This window comes from Janthinobacterium sp. P210006 (genome assembly GCF_036231885.1).
GTDB lineage: Bacteria > Pseudomonadota > Gammaproteobacteria > Burkholderiales > Burkholderiaceae_D > Janthinobacterium > Janthinobacterium violaceinigrum.
Genome location: NZ_JAZARD010000002.1, coordinates 1156490 through 1173453, shown reverse-complemented (window position 1 = coordinate 1173453; position 16964 = coordinate 1156490). Strand labels below are relative to the sequence as shown.

The window sequence follows — 16964 nt, the reverse complement described above, 5'->3', positions numbered from 1 at the left end:
ACACCTTAACCCTGCCAGACCGGTGAACAGATGCTATTCAATTCCTACGTCTTCCTGTTTGCGTATCTGCCCATCACGGTCGCGGGATTTTTCATCCTGGGACGCCGCAGTCAATGGGGGGCGGCAGCCTGGCTGGCAGGCGCCTCGCTGTTCTTCTACGGCTGGTGGGATTACCGCTACCTGCCATTGCTGCTGGGCTCCGTCATCTTCAATTACGGCTGCGCGGCCCTGCTTGCGCCAGGACGCGCCAGCCACCGCAAAGGCTTGCTGGCGGCGGCCATCGCCGCCAACCTTGGCCTGCTCGCCTACTACAAGTACGCGGGATTTTTCCTTGCCAGCGCGGCGCAATTGCTGGCGCAGCCGCTGCCCGCCTTGCATGTGATTCTGCCGATCGGCATTTCATTTTTTACCTTTACCCAGATCGCCTTTCTGGTCGATACCTACAAGGGCAGGGCGCAGGAAAGCCGCTTCGTCCACTACCTGCTGTTTGTCACGTACTTCCCCCATCTGATTGCCGGCCCCGTACTGCACCACAAGGAAATGATGCCGCAGTTCGCCGACCGGCGCATCTTTCGCCTGTCGGCCAGGAATGTCGCCATCGGCAGCACCATCTTTTTCATCGGCCTGGCAAAAAAAGTGCTGATTGCCGACAATATCGGCCCGTATGCAGCGCCGCTGTTCGACAACCCGGGTACGCCATCGCTGCTGATCGCCTGGGGCGGGGTTCTGGCGTATGCCTTCCAGCTGTACTTCGATTTTTCCGGTTATTCCGACATGGCCATCGGCCTGTCGCGCCTGTTCGGCGTGCGCCTTCCCCTGAATTTCGACTCGCCCTATCAATCGCGCAATATCGCGCAATTCTGGCGCCGCTGGCACATGACCCTGTCGCGCTTCCTGCGCGATTACCTGTACATCCCGCTGGGCGGCAAGCGCTGCGGCCCCGTGCGGCGCTACCTGAACCTGATGATCACGATGGTGCTGGGCGGCTTGTGGCATGGCGCCGGCTGGAATTTCATCGTATGGGGGGCTCTGCATGGCGCCTACCTGGTCATCCACAAGGGCTGGAGCACCGCCGCGCGCCGGTTTCACCTGGCGGGCGATACGCGCGTGGGGAAGGTCCTGGCGACCCTGCTCACCTTTGCCGCCGTCTGTGTTGCCTGGGTCTTCTTTCGCGCTCCCGACATGCCCGTCGCCCTGACGATCATCAAGGGCATGGCGGGTGGCTTTGGCCTCGCCCTGCCCGATGCGCTGGCTGCCCATCTGCTGCCGCTGCACGCTGCGCTGACGGCCATGGGCACGGGCTTTTACCTGGGCGGCGGCACCGTCTTCATCGAGACCTGGACGTGGATAGCGGTGGCGGCGCTGCTGACGTTTGCCATGCCGAATACGCAGCAGATCATGCGCCGTTTCGATCCCGCGCTGGATTTCCAGGCCAGTGCCGCAGCGGACGGGCAGGGCGGGCGGGGTGTGCGGCGCCTGCTCACCTGGCGTGCCTCGCCCGCGTGGGCGGCGGCCATCGCCCTGCTGGCGCTGGCGAGCATGCTGGCGCTGAACCGTCCCGCCGAATTTTTGTATTTCCAGTTCTAGGGGAGGGCAGAACATGACGGCCTCCCCCTTCAAATCGTATCTGGCCACCCTGGCGCTGCTGATGGCGGCAGGCGCCTTGCTGGCTGGCGCTTTCGTGGCCGTCGTCGATCCTTACGGCCTGTATGGCCTTGTGCTGCGCGACGATTTCAATGCGGTCAAGCCGGGCCTGACCCGCTACCAGAACCAGATCAAGCAGGAGCTTGCGCTGCGCAGGCGGCCGCAATTCATCATCCTCGGCAACTCGCGCGCCGAAATCGGCTTCGATCCGCGCGCCAGCGCCTTGTCGGCGCTGGGCGCCGGCTATAACCTGGCGATTCCCGGCACGGGCCTGGCCACGTCCGCCAGCCAGTTCGCGCAATTGCGGCAGGCTGGCGTGCAGCCACGCACGGTCATCGTCGGCGTGGAATTCATCGATTTTCTCAACCCCGCTGCCGCGCCGGCCGCACGCCCTGTCGCCACCACCATGGCCCCGGCTCCTGCGCGCGCGTTCTGGCGCTTCGATACGCTCTTTTCCCTGGCGTCCGTCAAGGATGCCGTGCATACGCTGCGCATCCAGCATGACGCGCAGGCTGCCACCCTGACGGCGGATGGCTTCAATCCCTTGCTGGAATATGGCGCCCATGTGCGCCGCGATGGATACCACAAGATGTTTGCGCAACGGGCGCAGGAAAGCGCCGCCAACTTGCGCCGGAAATCGACGCGCGGCCTTGCCACCGAAGACTTTCACGCCTTGCGCGCCTTTTTGCTGGCGATGGCGGCCACGCAGGCCGACATCAAGCTGGTGATTTATCCGTATCACGCGCAAATGCTGGCCATGTTTGAAGCGGCCGGGCTGTGGCCCCTGTTCGACGAGTGGAAGGCCGGGCTGGTGCTGGCAATGGGCGCGGTCAAGGCGCAGTACCCGGATGCGCGCATTTCCCTCACTGATTTCAGCGGCTATGGCGCGTACAACTGCGAGCGCATTCCCGCCGCCAATGAACGGGATAGTGCCACCCGCTGGTATTGGGAAGCGGGGCATTTCAAGAAGGCGCTGGGCGATATCGTGCTGCAGCGCCTGATGTCGCCCATGACTGGGGCGCCCGGCGACGGGCAGTTCGGCATGCCCCTCGATGGCGCCAGTCTGGCGCAAAACCGCGCGCGCATCGCGCAGGAACGGGGTGCCTGCGCGGCGGCGCAGCCGGCATTGTTTGCAACGCAGCTGCTCGCGACGCAGGATAGCGATACCGGAGGCCGCAGATGAACAGATAAGCACAACATGCAGTAACCAACACCAACAACAACGACAGTTTGCACGCCTACTGGAGGAGACATGAATTTCGCAGCATTTTATCAACGCTCGATCGACACGCCTGACGCTTTCTGGCGTGAGGAAGCGGCAAAGATCGATTGGCATGCCCCGTTTTCGCAAGTGCTCGATTATTCGCGCCCGCCGTTCGCCCGATGGTTCGTCGGCGGCACCACCAATTTGTGCCACAACGCCGTCGACCGCTGGGTGGACAGCCAGGGCGATGCCGCCGCGCTGATCGCCATTTCCACGGAAACCAATACGGAGCGCAGCTACAGCTTTCGCGAGCTGCAGCGCGAAGTGGAGCGCTGCGCCGCCATCCTGCAGTCGCTGGGCGTGGTCAAGGGCGACCGCGTGCTGATCTACATGCCGATGATCGCCGAGGCGGCTTTCGCCATGCTCGCCTGCGCCCGCATCGGCGCCGTGCATTCCGTGGTGTTCGGCGGTTTTGCCGCCAACAGCCTGGCCAGCCGCATCGACGACGCGCAGCCCAAGCTGGTGTTCTCCGCCGATGCGGGTTCGCGCAATGGCAAGGCGATCCCCTACAAGCCGCTGCTCGACGAAGCCATCCGCCTGGCCAGCCACAAGCCGCAGCACGTGCTGCTGGTCGACCGCCACCTGGTGCCGATGGAACTGGTAGCGGGCCGCGACGTCGATTACGCGGCGCTGCGCGCGCAGCATTTCGACGCGCAGGTGCCCGTCGCGTGGCTCGAATCGAACGAACCGTCGTACGTGCTGTACACCTCGGGCACGACGGGCAAGCCCAAGGGCGTGCAGCGCGACGTGGGCGGCTATGCGGTGGCGCTGGCGTCGTCGATGCAGTACAACTTCTGCGGCAAGCCCGGCGAGACCTTCTTTGCCACCTCGGATATCGGCTGGGTGGTGGGCCATTCCTACATCGTGTACGGCCCGCTGATCGCCGGCATGGCCACCATCCTGTACGAAGGCCTGCCCATCTGTCCCGATGCGGGCATCTGGTGGAGCATCGTTGAAAAATACCGGGTCACGCGCATGTTTTCGGCGCCCACGGCCATCCGCGTGCTGCGCAAGCACCCGGTGGAACTGATGCGCAAATACGACCTGTCTTCCCTGAAGGCGCTGTACCTGGCGGGCGAACCGCTCGATGAAACCACCTCGCAATGGATCGCCGATGAACTGCAAGTGGACATCATCGACAACTACTGGCAGACGGAGACGGGCTGGCCGATCTTGTCGGTGGCGAAAGGCGTAGCCGATACGCCCACGCGCCTGGGCAGCCCGGGCATGGCCATGTACGGCTACCAGGTCAAACTGCTCAACGAGGCGACGGGCGAGGAGTGCGGCGCGAACGAGAAGGGCGTGCTGGTGCTGGAAGGCCCGCTGCCGCCCGGCTGCATGCAGACCGTGTACGGCGACGATGAACGTTTCGTCGACACGTACTGGTCCACCTTCAGCGGCCGGCAAGTGTATTCCACGTTCGACTGGGGCGTGCGCGACGCGGACGGCTACTATTTCATTCTGGGCCGCACCGACGATGTGATCAACGTGGCAGGCCACCGCCTGGGCACGCGCGAAATCGAGGAAAGCATCACCAGCCATCCGAACGTGTCGGAGGTGGCGGTGGTGGGCGTGGAGGACAAGCTCAAGGGACAGGTGGCGATGGCTTTCGTGATCCTGAAGGACCCGCAGGGCTTCGACAGCGTCGAAGCGAAAGCGGCGCTGGAGCGCGAAGTGATGGCCGTGGTCGACCGCCAGCTGGGCGCCGTGGCGCGGCCCGCGCGCGTGCTGTTCGTGGCGCAGCTGCCGAAGACGCGTTCGGGCAAGCTGTTGCGCCGCTCGATCCAGGCCATCTGCGAAGGACGCAGCCCGGGCGACCTGACGTCGATGGACGACCCGGCATCGCTGCAGCAGATCCAGGCAGCACTGGCGTAAACGCCAAGTTGAGAGCGAAGTTTATCAATCGATAAATTTCGCTCTCAGATGCGGTCGCTTTCCTTGCGCACGACCCTGCCCACGATCAGGCATTCATTGCCGCGGCACAGCTTGCGGTGGTATTTGCGCTGGTCCGGGTTGTCCGAGGTCAGCCACCACTCGCCGATGTCGCGCGCCATGCGCTTGACCACCGGTTCGCCTTCGTAATTGACGGCAAACACGATGCCGTCGGCCGGCCGGTTGTCGGCCGTATTGATGATCACCACGTCGTCCTCGTACAGGGCCGGCTCCATGCTCTCGCCCTTGACCTTGATCGCCACCAGTTTTTCAGGGCGGTAGCCATTGCGCTCGACCCAGCTGCGCGGCACGCTGATGGTGCTGCCGTCGTGCGTTTCCGGTTCGATGGCAAAGCCCGTGATGCCGGCCGACAGGCGCAACTTGACCTTGCGGATCGGATAGAAGCGCTCATCTTCGCCGTCGACCACCTCCACCGGCTGCACCTCGCCCAGCGCGCGCGCGGCCAGCGCCGCCTGGTCGGGCGCCGCGCCCTGGTCGAAGTACATGCTGTCGAGCTGCAGGTCCGCTTCCAGCTTGCGCGCGATCTTTTCGCTGAAGGCGCGCCCCTCGCGGTACGTGGGCGAGAGGATTTGCGAGATGCGCGCTTCGCTCCAGCCGCTGACGTCGGAAATTTTCTTGCGCGTGTTGTCGTAGCGCTCGCCGATCAGGGCCAGCAGGCGGTCGCGTCTGTATTGATACATATTCATCTCCACATTAAACCTGAAATTTACCGTTTGATAAATTACCAAATGCTTGACTTTAACATTAGCGATTGATAAAGTCTACATGTTGCCTGTCGCAAACGCACTACAGCGTCTGCCGGTTGGCGACACCATGGGAGGTCAGGCAGATGTTGAACAGCAGTCAGTTGGTTGAAAGCAGGGCGGTGCCGCGGCAGGGGCGCCAGTTACAGGGACGCAGCAAGAAGTCGCAGCTGCATATTGCCCGCATTGCGCAGTACATACGCGAGCAGGGCCAGGCCAGCGCGGCGCAATTGTCCGCCCTGCTGGGACTCGATGCGGGCACCATGAGCCGCTATCTGCGCCACATGTGCGGCATGGGACAGATCCACCTGGCGCAGCGTCACTGCACGGAACCGGGGCGCCAGCGTCCCGCCCTGTACGCGCTGGGCGAACAGGATGACGACGCCGACGGCTGGGCGGAGCTGCCGCCGCAGGTGCGCCGCACGGCGTGCTGGCCCAGTGGTGCGGCGCGCCGCGATCCGCTGGTGGCGGCCCTGTTCGGGCCGGCGCAGGAAAACTAAGACAAGAATCAACGAGGAGAAATCATGGGGTTTGCAGAAAAATTCATCGCATCGCTGTCATCGCAGAATCTGCGCGACGATGCCGTCCACCACGACCTGGATGTCATCGCGGCGGCGGCGCTGGCCGGCGACATGGGCGCCTTGCTGTGCCGCGTCAAGTATGCGGATGGCACCGTCAGCCGCCTGTTCGAAGGCAATGCGGGCAACCTGGCCCAATTGCTGCGCGCCTGGACGGCGGCCGTGGCGGAAAAAGGCCGTGCGCGGCGCTGGGTCAAGGCGCAGACGGCCTGGGATGCGCAGGCCGCTACTACCCTGTACCGCCGCGTGGCCGAAGCGTCGCTCGCGCATTGGCTCGACAGCAAATGCAAGGTCTGCCACGGCACGGGCGTGGTCGCCGCCATGCACGCCGGCGCGCCTGTCGCCTGCAAGGCTTGCCACGGCGCCGGCGAAGCGGCCATCAGCTGCTCTGGCGGCTTCGAGCTCGAACGGATCAAGGACATGGTCAGCGAGCTGGAATCGATCTTCCAGTCGCACGGCGCCCGTGCCATGCGCCGCCTCGGTCACTAAAAAGATTTTGCAATATGCCTGGTGATGAAAAAAACGCCCCTACAATAGAGTCTCGATCACGCAGCAACAGCAACACCGGCAACATGGCAGTACGGCAGTACCACATGCTTCTCCACTCGTAATAGACGTGCTCACGGCGCGACACCGATAGGAGAAATCAGCGCAGCGAACGGCCTTCACGGCCTTCACGGCCCTTACGCCCATCTTTCGTCCGGCACGGCCCCGTGCCGTCCGGACGCCAGCCCGCCATCTCACCGTGCGCGGGCTTTTTATTTTCCTGATTACCAGCAGTTCCCCCCTCAAGACCGCAGACGCGGTCTTTTTTTTCATCCCACGAAAGGTATTACTTATGGCATCGACAGCAAACGGCATCGACAGCTTGATCGTTATCAGCAAACAAAGCGCAGAAGGCAGCAAGGCCGCCGCCGGCGGCGGCCAGATCTATCCCCGCGTCACGGCCACCTTCGACACGGAAGCGGACAAATACGCAAGCGCCGAAATCGACGCCAGCCAGCAGCAGGGCGATACCCGCCTGGGCAATTTCCGCACCACGGGCGCCATCAAGGCTGAAGCGGCATGCGGCACATATGCGCCGCTGATGGCCGCGCTGCTGCGCCGCGACTTTACGGCCGGCGGCGTCGCTGCCGCGCAAACCACCATCGCGGCCGCCGCCACGGGCCTGACCCGCAGCGCCGGTTCCTGGCTGTCGGAAGGCTTCCGCGCCGGCAGCGTGGTGCGCATCACGGGCATGACGGCGCCGGCCGCCGCCAACAATGCGAAGAATTTCTTCGTTACCTCGGTGACGGCCACCAACCTGAATGGCCAGTTCATGGACGGTTCGGCCATGATCGTCAAGGCGGCCGGCGATTCCGTCGGCGTGGCGGCGGTGGGCAAGCGCAGTTTCACCCCGTTGACGGGCCACACCACCGACTGGTTCACGGCCGAAGTGCAGGACCCGAAGATCGGCGTGCACCGCAGCTTCGTCGACCAGCTGGTCAGCAAGATGGACATCGCCGTGCAGCCGAACGGCATCACCAGCCTGGACTTCACCCTGATGGGCAAGGCGGAAGGCCCGACCACGGCCGTGCCGTATTTCCCCGCGCCGCTGGCCGCGCCGGGCAATGGCAAGTTCTCGGGCGCCACGGCGATGCTGTCCGTGAACGGCATCCCGTCGCAGATCTGCACCGGCATGTCCGTCTCGCTCGACGGCCAGGTCAAGGTCGATCCCGTGATCGGCTCGAAGTACGCGACAGCCGCCTCGCGCGGCAAGGTGATGGGCTCGGGCCAGTTCACGGTGCTGCTGCAGGACGCCACCTACCTCGACTACTTCAAGTCCGAGACGGAAATCCCGCTGGCCTACGCCATGGCATCGGGTACGGCGCCCGCCGCCGACGTGTTGGCGCTGGCCATGGGCCGCATCAAGATCACCTCGGCCAAGATCGACGACGGCGAGAAAAACAAGATCGTCACCTGCGCCTTCGACGTCCTGCGCTACAAGGGCGCCGATGCGCAGCACGAAGCGACCACCCTGACCATCCAGGACAGCGCGCTGTAACCAGCTAGCACCTGCACCGGGGCCGCCATTGTGGCGGCCCTTTTACTTTTTACCTTGATCGAGAAAGCAGCACACATGAACAACGCACAAAAAATCCAGGCAGGTTTCGACATCGGCAACATCAACGCGGTGGCCGCGCCCGTCACCTTCGACGTGCCCGTCATCTTCGACGCGGACGGCGAAGCGGTGGCCGGCCTGACCATCGTCGGCAAGAACAGCGAGCAATACCGCGTGGCCAACAACGCCGTGCGCGCCGAAGGCTACAAGAAATCGGCGCGCCGCAAGACGGCCATCGACGCGTCCACCGACGAAGGCGCCGAATTGCTGGTGCAAGCCATCGACGGCAACCAGAAGCGTCTGGCGCTGGCCGTGGTCACGGGCTGGTACGGCTTCACCAGCAACGGCGCGCCCGTGCCGCTCGACGCAGCTTTGCTGGAAGCGGCCTTTGAAAAATACCCGACCTGGCAGGAAAAGGTCACCACAGCGCTGGAAAACGAGGCCAATTTTTTGAAACTCTGACGGCCAGCCTGCTGCGCTACGCCGGGCACCAGTTCGAGCGCGGCGCGCGGGCGGCCGACGGCCATGCCAAGGGCGAGCATATCGATGCCGCGCGGCGCCATCCGCTGTACCGCGCGCCGCCCGAGGAGGCGACGCCTCCCATGCCGTTCGAGCTGGCCCACGTGTGGGAATGGTTCGCGCAATTGAACCGCAAGCGCCAGAACGGCATGGCCGTCAATCCTATAGCCAGCACGGAAATCCTCGCCTGGCAGGCGCGCCACGGCATCGCCATCGAGCCGTTCGAGCACCAGTTGCTGGACCAGCTCGACGCGCTGTTTTTGTCGCACCAGCATGCGGCGGGCTGACCCGCATTTTTCAACCCGGCCGCCATGCGCGGCTTTTTTTATGGGCCAACCATGCCAGAGATAACAGAATTAAAACTTGTCATTGACTTGACGAAGGCGACCGACACCGCGCAGGTACTGAAAGCAATCAGCGAGGCCAGCCTGGCTGCGGCCGAAGGCATGAAGGCGGCCAATACGGAGGCGGAATCGTCGGCGCTGTTGCTGCGCGCCCTGGCGGAGCAGGCACGCGATGCCACCGCTGCCTCGAAGGCCCTTGGGGAACTCAATAGCGGCGAGGCGAAATCGCTGGCCGATGCCAGCAAAGTGGTTAGTGGGCTGGGCAATGCCTATACGCGGCTGGCGGCCTTCCGCGCCGCGGGGAGCGCCGCCACGGCCGGCGCAGGCGCCAAATATGGCGCTTTTGCGTTTGATGAACAGCGCCAGGACAAGCTCGATACCGCCGGAAAAGACGCGGCGGATGCCAAAGCAAAGGCGGCACCGGCGGCACCGGCAGCGCCCACGCGCAAATATAGCGAGGCGGAGTGGAAGGAGACAGGGGAGTTTGCCGATAAGTTGGCGACAAAACTGGAGAAGGCCTTTGGCAAGGTCGGCGGGACCATCGGAAAAATGACTGCTGCCATGGTCGGCTTCGGCAAGGCGCAAGAGGATATCGACTTCAACTTCGCCAAGGAAGTGAAGGAAGACCCGTCCGAGAAAGGGCAGGAAAAGGCGCAGGAAAACAAGAAAAAGGCCACGGTCAAGCAGTATCACGACATGGCGACTGCCGCGAAGGGCTTTTTCAAGGAGAAGTCGGCCGGCTATGAACTCATGGAAAAGGTGGAAAAAGGCTTCCGCGCCTATGAATTTGCCATGAATGCCAAGTCGCTGTTTGAAAAGCTGACCAGTATCACCATGGTGACGACGGCAAAAACTGCCGCGACGACGGCGGAAGTCGCCGGTGCGGCGGCATCGGTCGCACCGGTAACTGCCGCGGAAACGGCCAAGTCCAGCGCGTATGGCGTGTCGGCGCTGGCATCGGCCCTGGCGGCACCGTTTCCCGCCAATATAGGCGCATTTGCCATGGTGGCAGGCATGTTGCTGGCAATCGGCGTTGCCGTTTCTGGCGGTGGTGGTGGTGGCGATACCACTGCCAAGGATCGCCAGGCCGCCAACGGCACCGGCACGGTGCTCGGTGATTCGTCCGCGAAGTCGGATTCGATTGCCAAGAGCCTGGAAATCATGGAGAAAAATTCCGGCTTGGGCCTGGCGTACTCCTCGTCGATGGTGATCTCGCTCAAGCAGATCGTCTCGGGTATCGGTGGCCTGGGCAGCCTGCTGGTGCGCTCGGATATTCTGACTGCCGCGCTGGGTACCAAGGGCAGCGCCAGCGGCGGCTTCGTCGGCAATGTCGTCAGCAGCATTTTTGGCGGCAAGACCACCGTGCAGGATGTGGGGATCGTCACCAATTCATCGAGTCTGGGCGCGCTGGATAATGCCGGCTTCAATGTGAATTCGTACGTCGATACCAAGAAATCCGGCGGCTGGTTTTCCAGCGACAAGAAGTCCACGAATCTCACGGCCATGGGCGCGGAAACGAACGACCAGTTTACCAAGATCGTGCTGGGCCTGCGCACGAGCATCGTCTCGGCCGCCGACTTGCTGGGAATGGGCGGCGATGCCTTTACCTCGCGCCTGAATTCTTTCGTCGTCAACCTGGGCAAGATCAGCCTGAAGGACTTGAAGGGCGACGAAGTGCAGAAGGCCCTGGAAGCGGCCTTTTCGAAGCTGGGCGACGACATGGCGAAGTTCGGCGTGGGCGGCCTGGAGAAATACCAGGCAGTGGGCGAGGGCTACCTGGAAACGCTGGCCCGCGTTGCCAACAACTATATGCAGGTATCGGACGTGCTGGCCGTGCTGGGCAAGTCGTTCAACACCACGGGAATGTCCGCAGTGGCACTGAGCGAAAGCCTGATACACGCGGCGGGCGACCTCGACACCCTGACCAGCGGCACCAGCTTCTTCGTGCAGAACTTCCTGAGCGAGGCAGAGCAGATGGACCCCATCACCAAGTCGGTGCGCAGCGCCATGGCGGCGATGGGGCACTCTGGCGTGACGACGAGCGAGCAATTCAAGGCGCTGGTCCTGGCGCAGGATTTGAATACCGCTGCGGGCCAGGACATGTACGTGCAGTTGCTTGCCATCGCCGAACCGTTCAAGAAGGCGGCCGACTATGCGGCCGACCTGGCCGCTGCCACTGGCGAACTGGCCGAAGCAAGCAAGACGGCCAGCGAGATCGCTGGCGAGCGCAAGGACCTGCAGCAGCAATTGAACCAGCTGATGCAAAGCGAAGCGCAGCTGCTGGCCGCCCAGCGCGCCAGCGTCGCGGAAGGCAACCGGGGCTTGTTCGACCAGATCCAGGCCGTCAAGGCAGTGACCAGCGCGAAGGATGCGCTGGCCAAGGCGTATGAAACGGAATCGGCGGCGGCCAAGTCGGCGCTGGAGAAATCGAAATCGTGGGTGACGACCTTGAATGGCCTCAATTCCAGCATGGCGCTGGGCGCCCAGTCGACGCTCACGCCGGAGCAGAAGTATGCGGAGGCGCGGGCCCAGTTCGAGAAGACCCTGGCGGCCGCGAACGCGGGCGACGCGACGGCGCAGTCGGGCTTGTCCGCTGCCGAGCAGGCCTTCCTGACGGCGTCGCAGGTGGTCAACGCTTCCGACGCCCGCTATGCGGCCGATTACGCCCGCGTGGTGGAAGCGAACAAGGAAGCCTTGAAATGGGCTGCCGCGCAAGTCGACGTGCAGCAGGCCAGTCTCGATGCGCTCAATGCCCAGGTATCGGGATTGGTCAAGATCAATGACAGCGTGCTGACGGTAGCGCAGGCCATTGCCGGCTTGCGGGCGGCGATGGGCGGTGCGGCAGATCTTGGCGTGCAGTTCAGCAATCCTCCCGCCGTCGCCTCGCTGGCGGCGATGACTTCTCCCGTCACGGCGGCCGTGTTCGACCCCGTGCGCTACTCGTCGGCGGCGAACGTGGGTGCCGACGTCCTGGTGGCGGAAATCCGCGGCCTGCGCGAAGACAACCAGGCCATGCGCGCCGAATTGGAAGGCTTGCGCGCCGACCAGCGGGCGCAGACGGGCGCCACCATCCAGGCCACCGTCGAATCGAACGCCCATGCCGCCAGGACGGTGGTCGATGGCGTGGACAAATCGTCCCGGGCATCCGCCTGGGCCAATGCAGTGAAAGGAGAGTACGCATGACCGATGCGCAATTTCAGCAGTGGCTGCAAAGTCCGTCGGCCATCCGCATGGTGCTGATCGAAGCACAGGTGAATGTGGCCGGCAGCGAGGTGACGCGGTATATCGCCTCGCGGCCATACATTACCGGTCCGGCTGAAGTGCCGGCAAATACCGTCTACCAGCCGCTGGCCAAGGGCGGCCTGGCCTTCACCGAGCAGGTCAGCCTGTCCGGCGAGGCGGGGCTGTCGGGCGGCGATATCGAGCTCGATAACGCCGATGGCGCGCTCGATGGCTGGCTGGGCGACGTATGGATGAACCGGCCCATCAAGGCCTGGGCCGGCGATCCTTCCTGGCCGCGCGCCGACTTCCAGCTGGTCTTCGACGGCATCATCGCCGACGTGGCCAGCCCGGGACGCGAGTCGGTCAACCTGGTACTGCGCGACAAGCTGCAGCGCCTGAATACGCCGATCTCCGAGGCGAAGCTGGGGGGCGCGACGCCCAACAAGGACGCCATCCTGCCGATACCGTTTGGCGAGTGCCACAACGTCACGCCATTGCTGACCAACCCGGCCACCCTGGAGTACGGTTTTCTCGGCGCCGTGGAGTCGACCTTCGAGGTGCGCACCAACGGCAAGCCGATTGCCGTGGCGCTCAATGACCAGGCGGGACGCTTCAACCTGACCACCGATCCGTTTTCCACGACGATCACGGCCAGTGTGCAGGGCGACAAGGGCGGCGGCTATGCGCCGCGCATCGCCCCGCTGGTGCAGCGCATCGCCACTGCCTACGGCAAGGCGGCCGACCGCTTTACCCCGGCCGACCTGGACCTGGTCAACCTGGCCGCCTTCGATGCGGCCCACCCGCAGCCCGTGGGCTTGTATGTGGCGGACCGCACGAACCAGGCGCAAGCGATCCAGCAACTGGCGGCCAGCGTGGGCGCCCAGGCGGTCATGTCGCGCACCGGCCAGTTGCGCCTGGTGCAGATCGCCTTGCCGGCCGCCGGCGTGCCGCTGGAAATCGGTCCGGAACAGATGCGCGAGCGCTCTCTGCGTCCCGCGCAGCGTCTGCCCGTGACGGCCGCCGTGAAGATCGGCTTCGACCGCAACTGGACGCTGCAGGCAGCCCTGACGACGAGCATTCCGCCCGCGCATGCCGACCTGTATGCGACGGAATGGCTGACGGAGACCGTGGTGGACGAGGCGGTGCGCACACGCTATCGCCTGAGCGATGACCCGGTGCAGATCGATACCTGCCTGAAGACGCGGGCCGACGCCCGCGCGGAAGCGCAGCGGCGCCTGGCCCTGAACAAGGTGCCGCGCACCATTTATGAATTCGATGGAGAACCCGAGATGATGATGCTGGAACTGGGGCAGCCCGTGCGGCTGCGCGCCGAACGCTTTGGCTTGCAGGATGGCGTGCCGGGCGTGGTGGTGCTGCTGTCGCGCTTCTGGCTGACGGGCAGAGTGACGGTGGGGGTGCTCGTATGAGCGCGATTGTGGGGGAACGCGATACGCTGTTGCAGGCGACTGCGGAGCGCTTCAGCACGACGGCCGATGGCAAGGCGATCCTGATGGCCGCCAGCACGCCCGTGTTTCGCGTCAATAGCGCGGGCGAGGGTGCGCCTGGGTCGATCGCCATTACCGCCAAGCCCGTGAACGTGACGGGCGATATCGTGTTTTCGGTATCGTCCGGCACGGCGTTGCGGGTCAACGGCAACGTGGCCACGGTTGATTTTTCCAGTATGACTACCGATACGGCCCTGGTGCAGGCCCGTATCCGGGAGTTTGGCGTCGACTATGTAGCTAATTACATGATCAGCAAGGTTTTCGATGGCGCTGCCGGTGAGACAGGCCTGTCCGGTTTGAACACGGGCCAGGCCTTCGCCTACAAGCGTGCCGCTGCGCCGCCCGGTGATACCCCGGGCGGCGTAATCTTTAACTTTGCTATCGCCGCGATCACGACGCCGGCCGGCAACGACCTGGCCAATGGTTGGTCGAAGAATATTCCGCCCGGCACGGCGCCGTTGTACGTGCGCGTGGCCGCTGCCAGTTCGCGCAATGCCACGGACAGTATCGCCGCCAATGAGTGGGCGGGGGCCGTGCAACTGGCCAAGGACGGCGTCGATGGTTTGAACGTGATTTCCGTGCCCATCTACCAGCGTGGCGCGACCAATATTGCGCCGCCGCTGCCCACGGCCGTCTGCACGTTTACGTTTGCCACGGGAAAATTGTCGGGACTGAACAACGGCTGGTCGACCCAGGTGCCGTCGGCGGGCGGCGCCTATCTGTTCATGTCCGGCGCCACGGCTGTTTCAAGCGCGGCCACCGACGACATCGCCCCAGGCGAATGGGCGGCCGCCGCGCGCCTGGCCGCCGATGGCGCCCCCGGCCAGCGCGGCACGGTGACGGTGACGGCACCTGGTTACTCGGTCTGGTCGGATGCGTCGGCCGTGTATGAGCTGGGGCGTGCAGGCTATGGCGCGCCGCTCAACCGCGATGTGGTGACCTTGTATGACGCGACGCATGTGATGACAAAATTCTTTGTCGACGGTGCATGGCTGGAACTGGGAACCGTGCTAAATGGAAACCTGCTTGTACCTGGAACAGTGGCAACAAAGGCGCTGGCAGCGGACTCCGTCACGGCTGAAAAAATCGATGCACGCGGATTGGCGATAAAGGACCGCGACGGCAAGGTTATTCTCGGCGCCGGCACGCCCTTGACGTCGAACTACCTGGATGCAGGCATAGGCGCGGGTAACCTGATCAGCAACTCCGGTCCCTATCCAGGCACGGTTGGCGGCTACGGTTTGGTGTATTCGTACTCACCGGGCACGACTATTTTCGCGCCGAGTTACGCTCCCTACCTGCCGGGCGGCGCAGGTGGTATTTATATCTGTTGCACGGGAACCGTTTCAGCAGGCTCCAATGCTATTGCCTCTCCAATGCACGATGGGAAATTCCGCAAATTTCCAGTGATTCCCGGCATGCGCTATGAGCTTAGTGCCTATATGACTTCCCATCGCTGCAAAGGCGCCGTCAACATCGCCTTCTACAAAATGGATGGCACTTATCTATCGGAGATACCCGGAAATGTCATAGACAACATCGCCGTAACGGGCGCCCTGAGTGACTGGCCCCGATCGACACTATTTGCCACGGCCCCGGCCGGGGCCGCTTATGCCTCGGCGCGTTGTGTTCTTGTAGGCGATGGCGGAACCGACCCCTATCTCTTCATCTCCCTGTGGTATTTCGGCGTGGCGCTTGCCGCGCAGACGGTTCCATCGGCCTGGGCTGATGGCCCAGGAGCCGGATTTGGGGACAATCTTTACGGCCAGATCACGCCGTCCACTTCTCCGACCTACATCGCCAACGCTGCCATTGTAAATGCACAGATTGGCGGTGATATTTATAGCAGCAATTGGAATGGGAGTGGCAGTACGACGGGATGGTGCCTGGATCGAAATGGGAATCTTCATGCGAATAGTGGCACTTTTCGCGGCACCTTGTCCGGGGTGACGGGCTCGTTTCAACTGATACGCAGTGCAGGCCGTATTCCTGAAGGGAAAGGGGCAGGTTACGACATGACCAGTAGCGGACTGTATTTTTACGACGGCGTCAATTCGCTGCCCTATATTGAGTTGGGGGAATATATCAAATGAGTACCGGTCTGAAAATCCGCCGCGACGGTTTGGTGGTCTTCGATTCGCGCATTGCTGCCGGGGGAGTTTGTCTCGACATCATTGAAATATCGGGTGCCGAGATTGTGCGTTCCTATCCCCTTATGCCAAGAGGCCGTACGCCGATGGTGGTCTACAGCGATGGCGCGACGCACAGTAACTGGAGCTACGACGAACGATCGGGCGTTCCGCGTTTCAGTTTTCCGGCAAGGGGAACGGGATCTTCTCAAAACCGCACATTTGCAGGAATCTATCTCAAATGAATACTGGACTCAGGATCAGCAATGCAATGCAGGAATTGGTAGTGCACAGCGAATCACGTGGCACGGAGTGTATTGGCAAGGCGACATTATCGCATGTGGAACAGCCATCGACTTCCGGAGGCGTTCGCACCGCCGGTTATTCCAGGTATACCTTCACCTCCGCCAGGCCTGTTTTATGGGCTGTCGATCTGCCCCTGGGCCGGCGGGTAGGTATTGTCGGTACCGGCTATAAAAATGGCGTATACACCATCGGCGCCTATTGCGGCGGCAACCCCGATTATGCGGGATTCGATCAGCAGTACGCGGTTGATATATGGGCATTTTCAACGATTTCCGCAGCCAGTTCACGGGGCAGTTCAGGGTTTGGTTTGCTATTGAGAAATAGCAATGGCGCCATTGCCCATGACTTTGCAGCGCCCAATATCACGTTTCCTGTCGCTGCGGGCAATGTGTCTTCCGCTGCGTACTTGCCCGCCACTGGCCGTCCAGTTGCCATCGGTAACAGTCCTTACTACGACGTTGACTATATCGACCGGGAACCCGGTTATATAAAGGTGGATAGCCGGCAATTTCTGCTGCGTGAAAATGATCGCGTCGCATATTCGACAGGTCTGATGTTCATGTCGGGCCTCATGAACGGGAATCCGCCGGAAGGGTCGACGGTCAGCGATCCTTCTCCTTTCTTCGTAATCGACGGGCAGTTTCTGCCATAAAGTT

14 protein-coding genes are annotated in these 16964 nt (G+C 63.0%); 13 read left to right on the top strand and 1 reads right to left on the bottom strand.

What is annotated here, in order from left to right:
• Window positions 1-30: 30 nt before the first annotated feature.
• The 3 genes from VPH41_RS13590 to VPH41_RS13580 all read left to right on the top strand — a co-directional run bounded on the left by VPH41_RS13590 (window position 31) and on the right by VPH41_RS13580 (window position 4783).
• Complete coding sequence (locus tag VPH41_RS13590; RefSeq protein ID WP_328570420.1) at window positions 31-1587, top strand: MBOAT family O-acyltransferase; 1557 nt, start codon at window positions 31-33, stop codon at window positions 1585-1587.
• A 13-nt stretch (window positions 1588-1600) separates the two neighbouring features.
• Window positions 1601-2827, top strand: a complete 1227-nt coding sequence (locus tag VPH41_RS13585) for a hypothetical protein (RefSeq protein ID WP_328570419.1) — start codon at window positions 1601-1603, stop codon at window positions 2825-2827.
• A gap of 69 nt (window positions 2828-2896) precedes the next feature.
• Window positions 2897-4783 (top strand): propionate--CoA ligase, encoded by a 1887-nt coding sequence (locus tag VPH41_RS13580; RefSeq protein ID WP_328570418.1) that lies wholly within the window; start codon window positions 2897-2899, stop codon window positions 4781-4783.
• A gap of 44 nt (window positions 4784-4827) precedes the next feature.
• Here VPH41_RS13580 and VPH41_RS13575 read toward each other — a convergent pair whose 3' ends face one another.
• Window positions 4828-5541, bottom strand: a complete 714-nt coding sequence (locus tag VPH41_RS13575) for a S24 family peptidase (protein WP_152257897.1) — start codon at window positions 5539-5541, stop codon at window positions 4828-4830.
• A gap of 149 nt (window positions 5542-5690) precedes the next feature.
• Between VPH41_RS13575 and VPH41_RS13570 the strand changes: the two genes are divergently transcribed.
• From VPH41_RS13570 to VPH41_RS13525, 10 genes are all read left to right on the top strand, one after another.
• Window positions 5691-6104 carry a FeoC-like transcriptional regulator gene (locus tag VPH41_RS13570; protein ID WP_152283473.1) on the top strand — a complete coding sequence of 138 codons (414 nt, stop codon included), beginning with the start codon at window positions 5691-5693 and terminating at the stop codon, window positions 6102-6104.
• Window positions 6105-6128: 24 nt separating this feature from the next.
• The gene (locus VPH41_RS13565; protein ID WP_152283474.1) at window positions 6129-6671 is read left to right on the top strand and encodes a hypothetical protein; all 543 of its coding nucleotides are present in this window, start codon (window positions 6129-6131) and stop codon (window positions 6669-6671) included.
• Window positions 6672-7020: 349 nt separating this feature from the next.
• A complete protein-coding gene (locus VPH41_RS13560; protein WP_328570417.1) occupies window positions 7021-8226 on the top strand; it encodes a phage tail tube protein in 1206 nt (401 codons plus the stop codon).
• 75 nt (window positions 8227-8301) lie between these two features.
• The gene (locus VPH41_RS13555) at window positions 8302-8745 is read left to right on the top strand and encodes a hypothetical protein (protein ID WP_152283476.1); all 444 of its coding nucleotides are present in this window, start codon (window positions 8302-8304) and stop codon (window positions 8743-8745) included.
• Window positions 8679-9089: a phage tail assembly chaperone gene (locus tag VPH41_RS28470; RefSeq protein ID WP_442906269.1), complete on the top strand. Its 411-nt coding sequence runs from the start codon at window positions 8679-8681 to the stop codon at window positions 9087-9089. The genes VPH41_RS13555 and VPH41_RS28470 overlap by 67 nt, the downstream gene beginning before the upstream one ends.
• An 87-nt stretch (window positions 9090-9176) precedes the next feature.
• On the top strand, window positions 9177-12329 hold the full coding sequence (locus VPH41_RS13545; RefSeq protein ID WP_328570416.1) for a hypothetical protein: 3153 nt from the start codon (window positions 9177-9179) through the stop codon (window positions 12327-12329).
• Entirely contained in the window at window positions 12326-13795 is a 1470-nt protein-coding gene (locus tag VPH41_RS13540) for a hypothetical protein (protein WP_328570415.1), read from the top strand. The genes VPH41_RS13545 and VPH41_RS13540 overlap by 4 nt, the downstream gene beginning before the upstream one ends.
• On the top strand, window positions 13792-15966 hold the full coding sequence (locus tag VPH41_RS13535; RefSeq protein WP_328570414.1) for a hypothetical protein: 2175 nt from the start codon (window positions 13792-13794) through the stop codon (window positions 15964-15966). Before VPH41_RS13540 ends, VPH41_RS13535 begins: the two co-directional genes overlap by 4 nt.
• Window positions 15963-16247 carry a hypothetical protein gene (locus VPH41_RS13530; protein ID WP_328570413.1) on the top strand — a complete coding sequence of 95 codons (285 nt, stop codon included), beginning with the start codon at window positions 15963-15965 and terminating at the stop codon, window positions 16245-16247. The genes VPH41_RS13535 and VPH41_RS13530 overlap by 4 nt, the downstream gene beginning before the upstream one ends.
• Entirely contained in the window at window positions 16244-16960 is a 717-nt protein-coding gene (locus VPH41_RS13525) for a hypothetical protein (protein WP_328570412.1), read from the top strand. The genes VPH41_RS13530 and VPH41_RS13525 overlap by 4 nt, the downstream gene beginning before the upstream one ends.
• The last annotated feature ends 4 nt before the right edge of the window (window positions 16961-16964 follow it).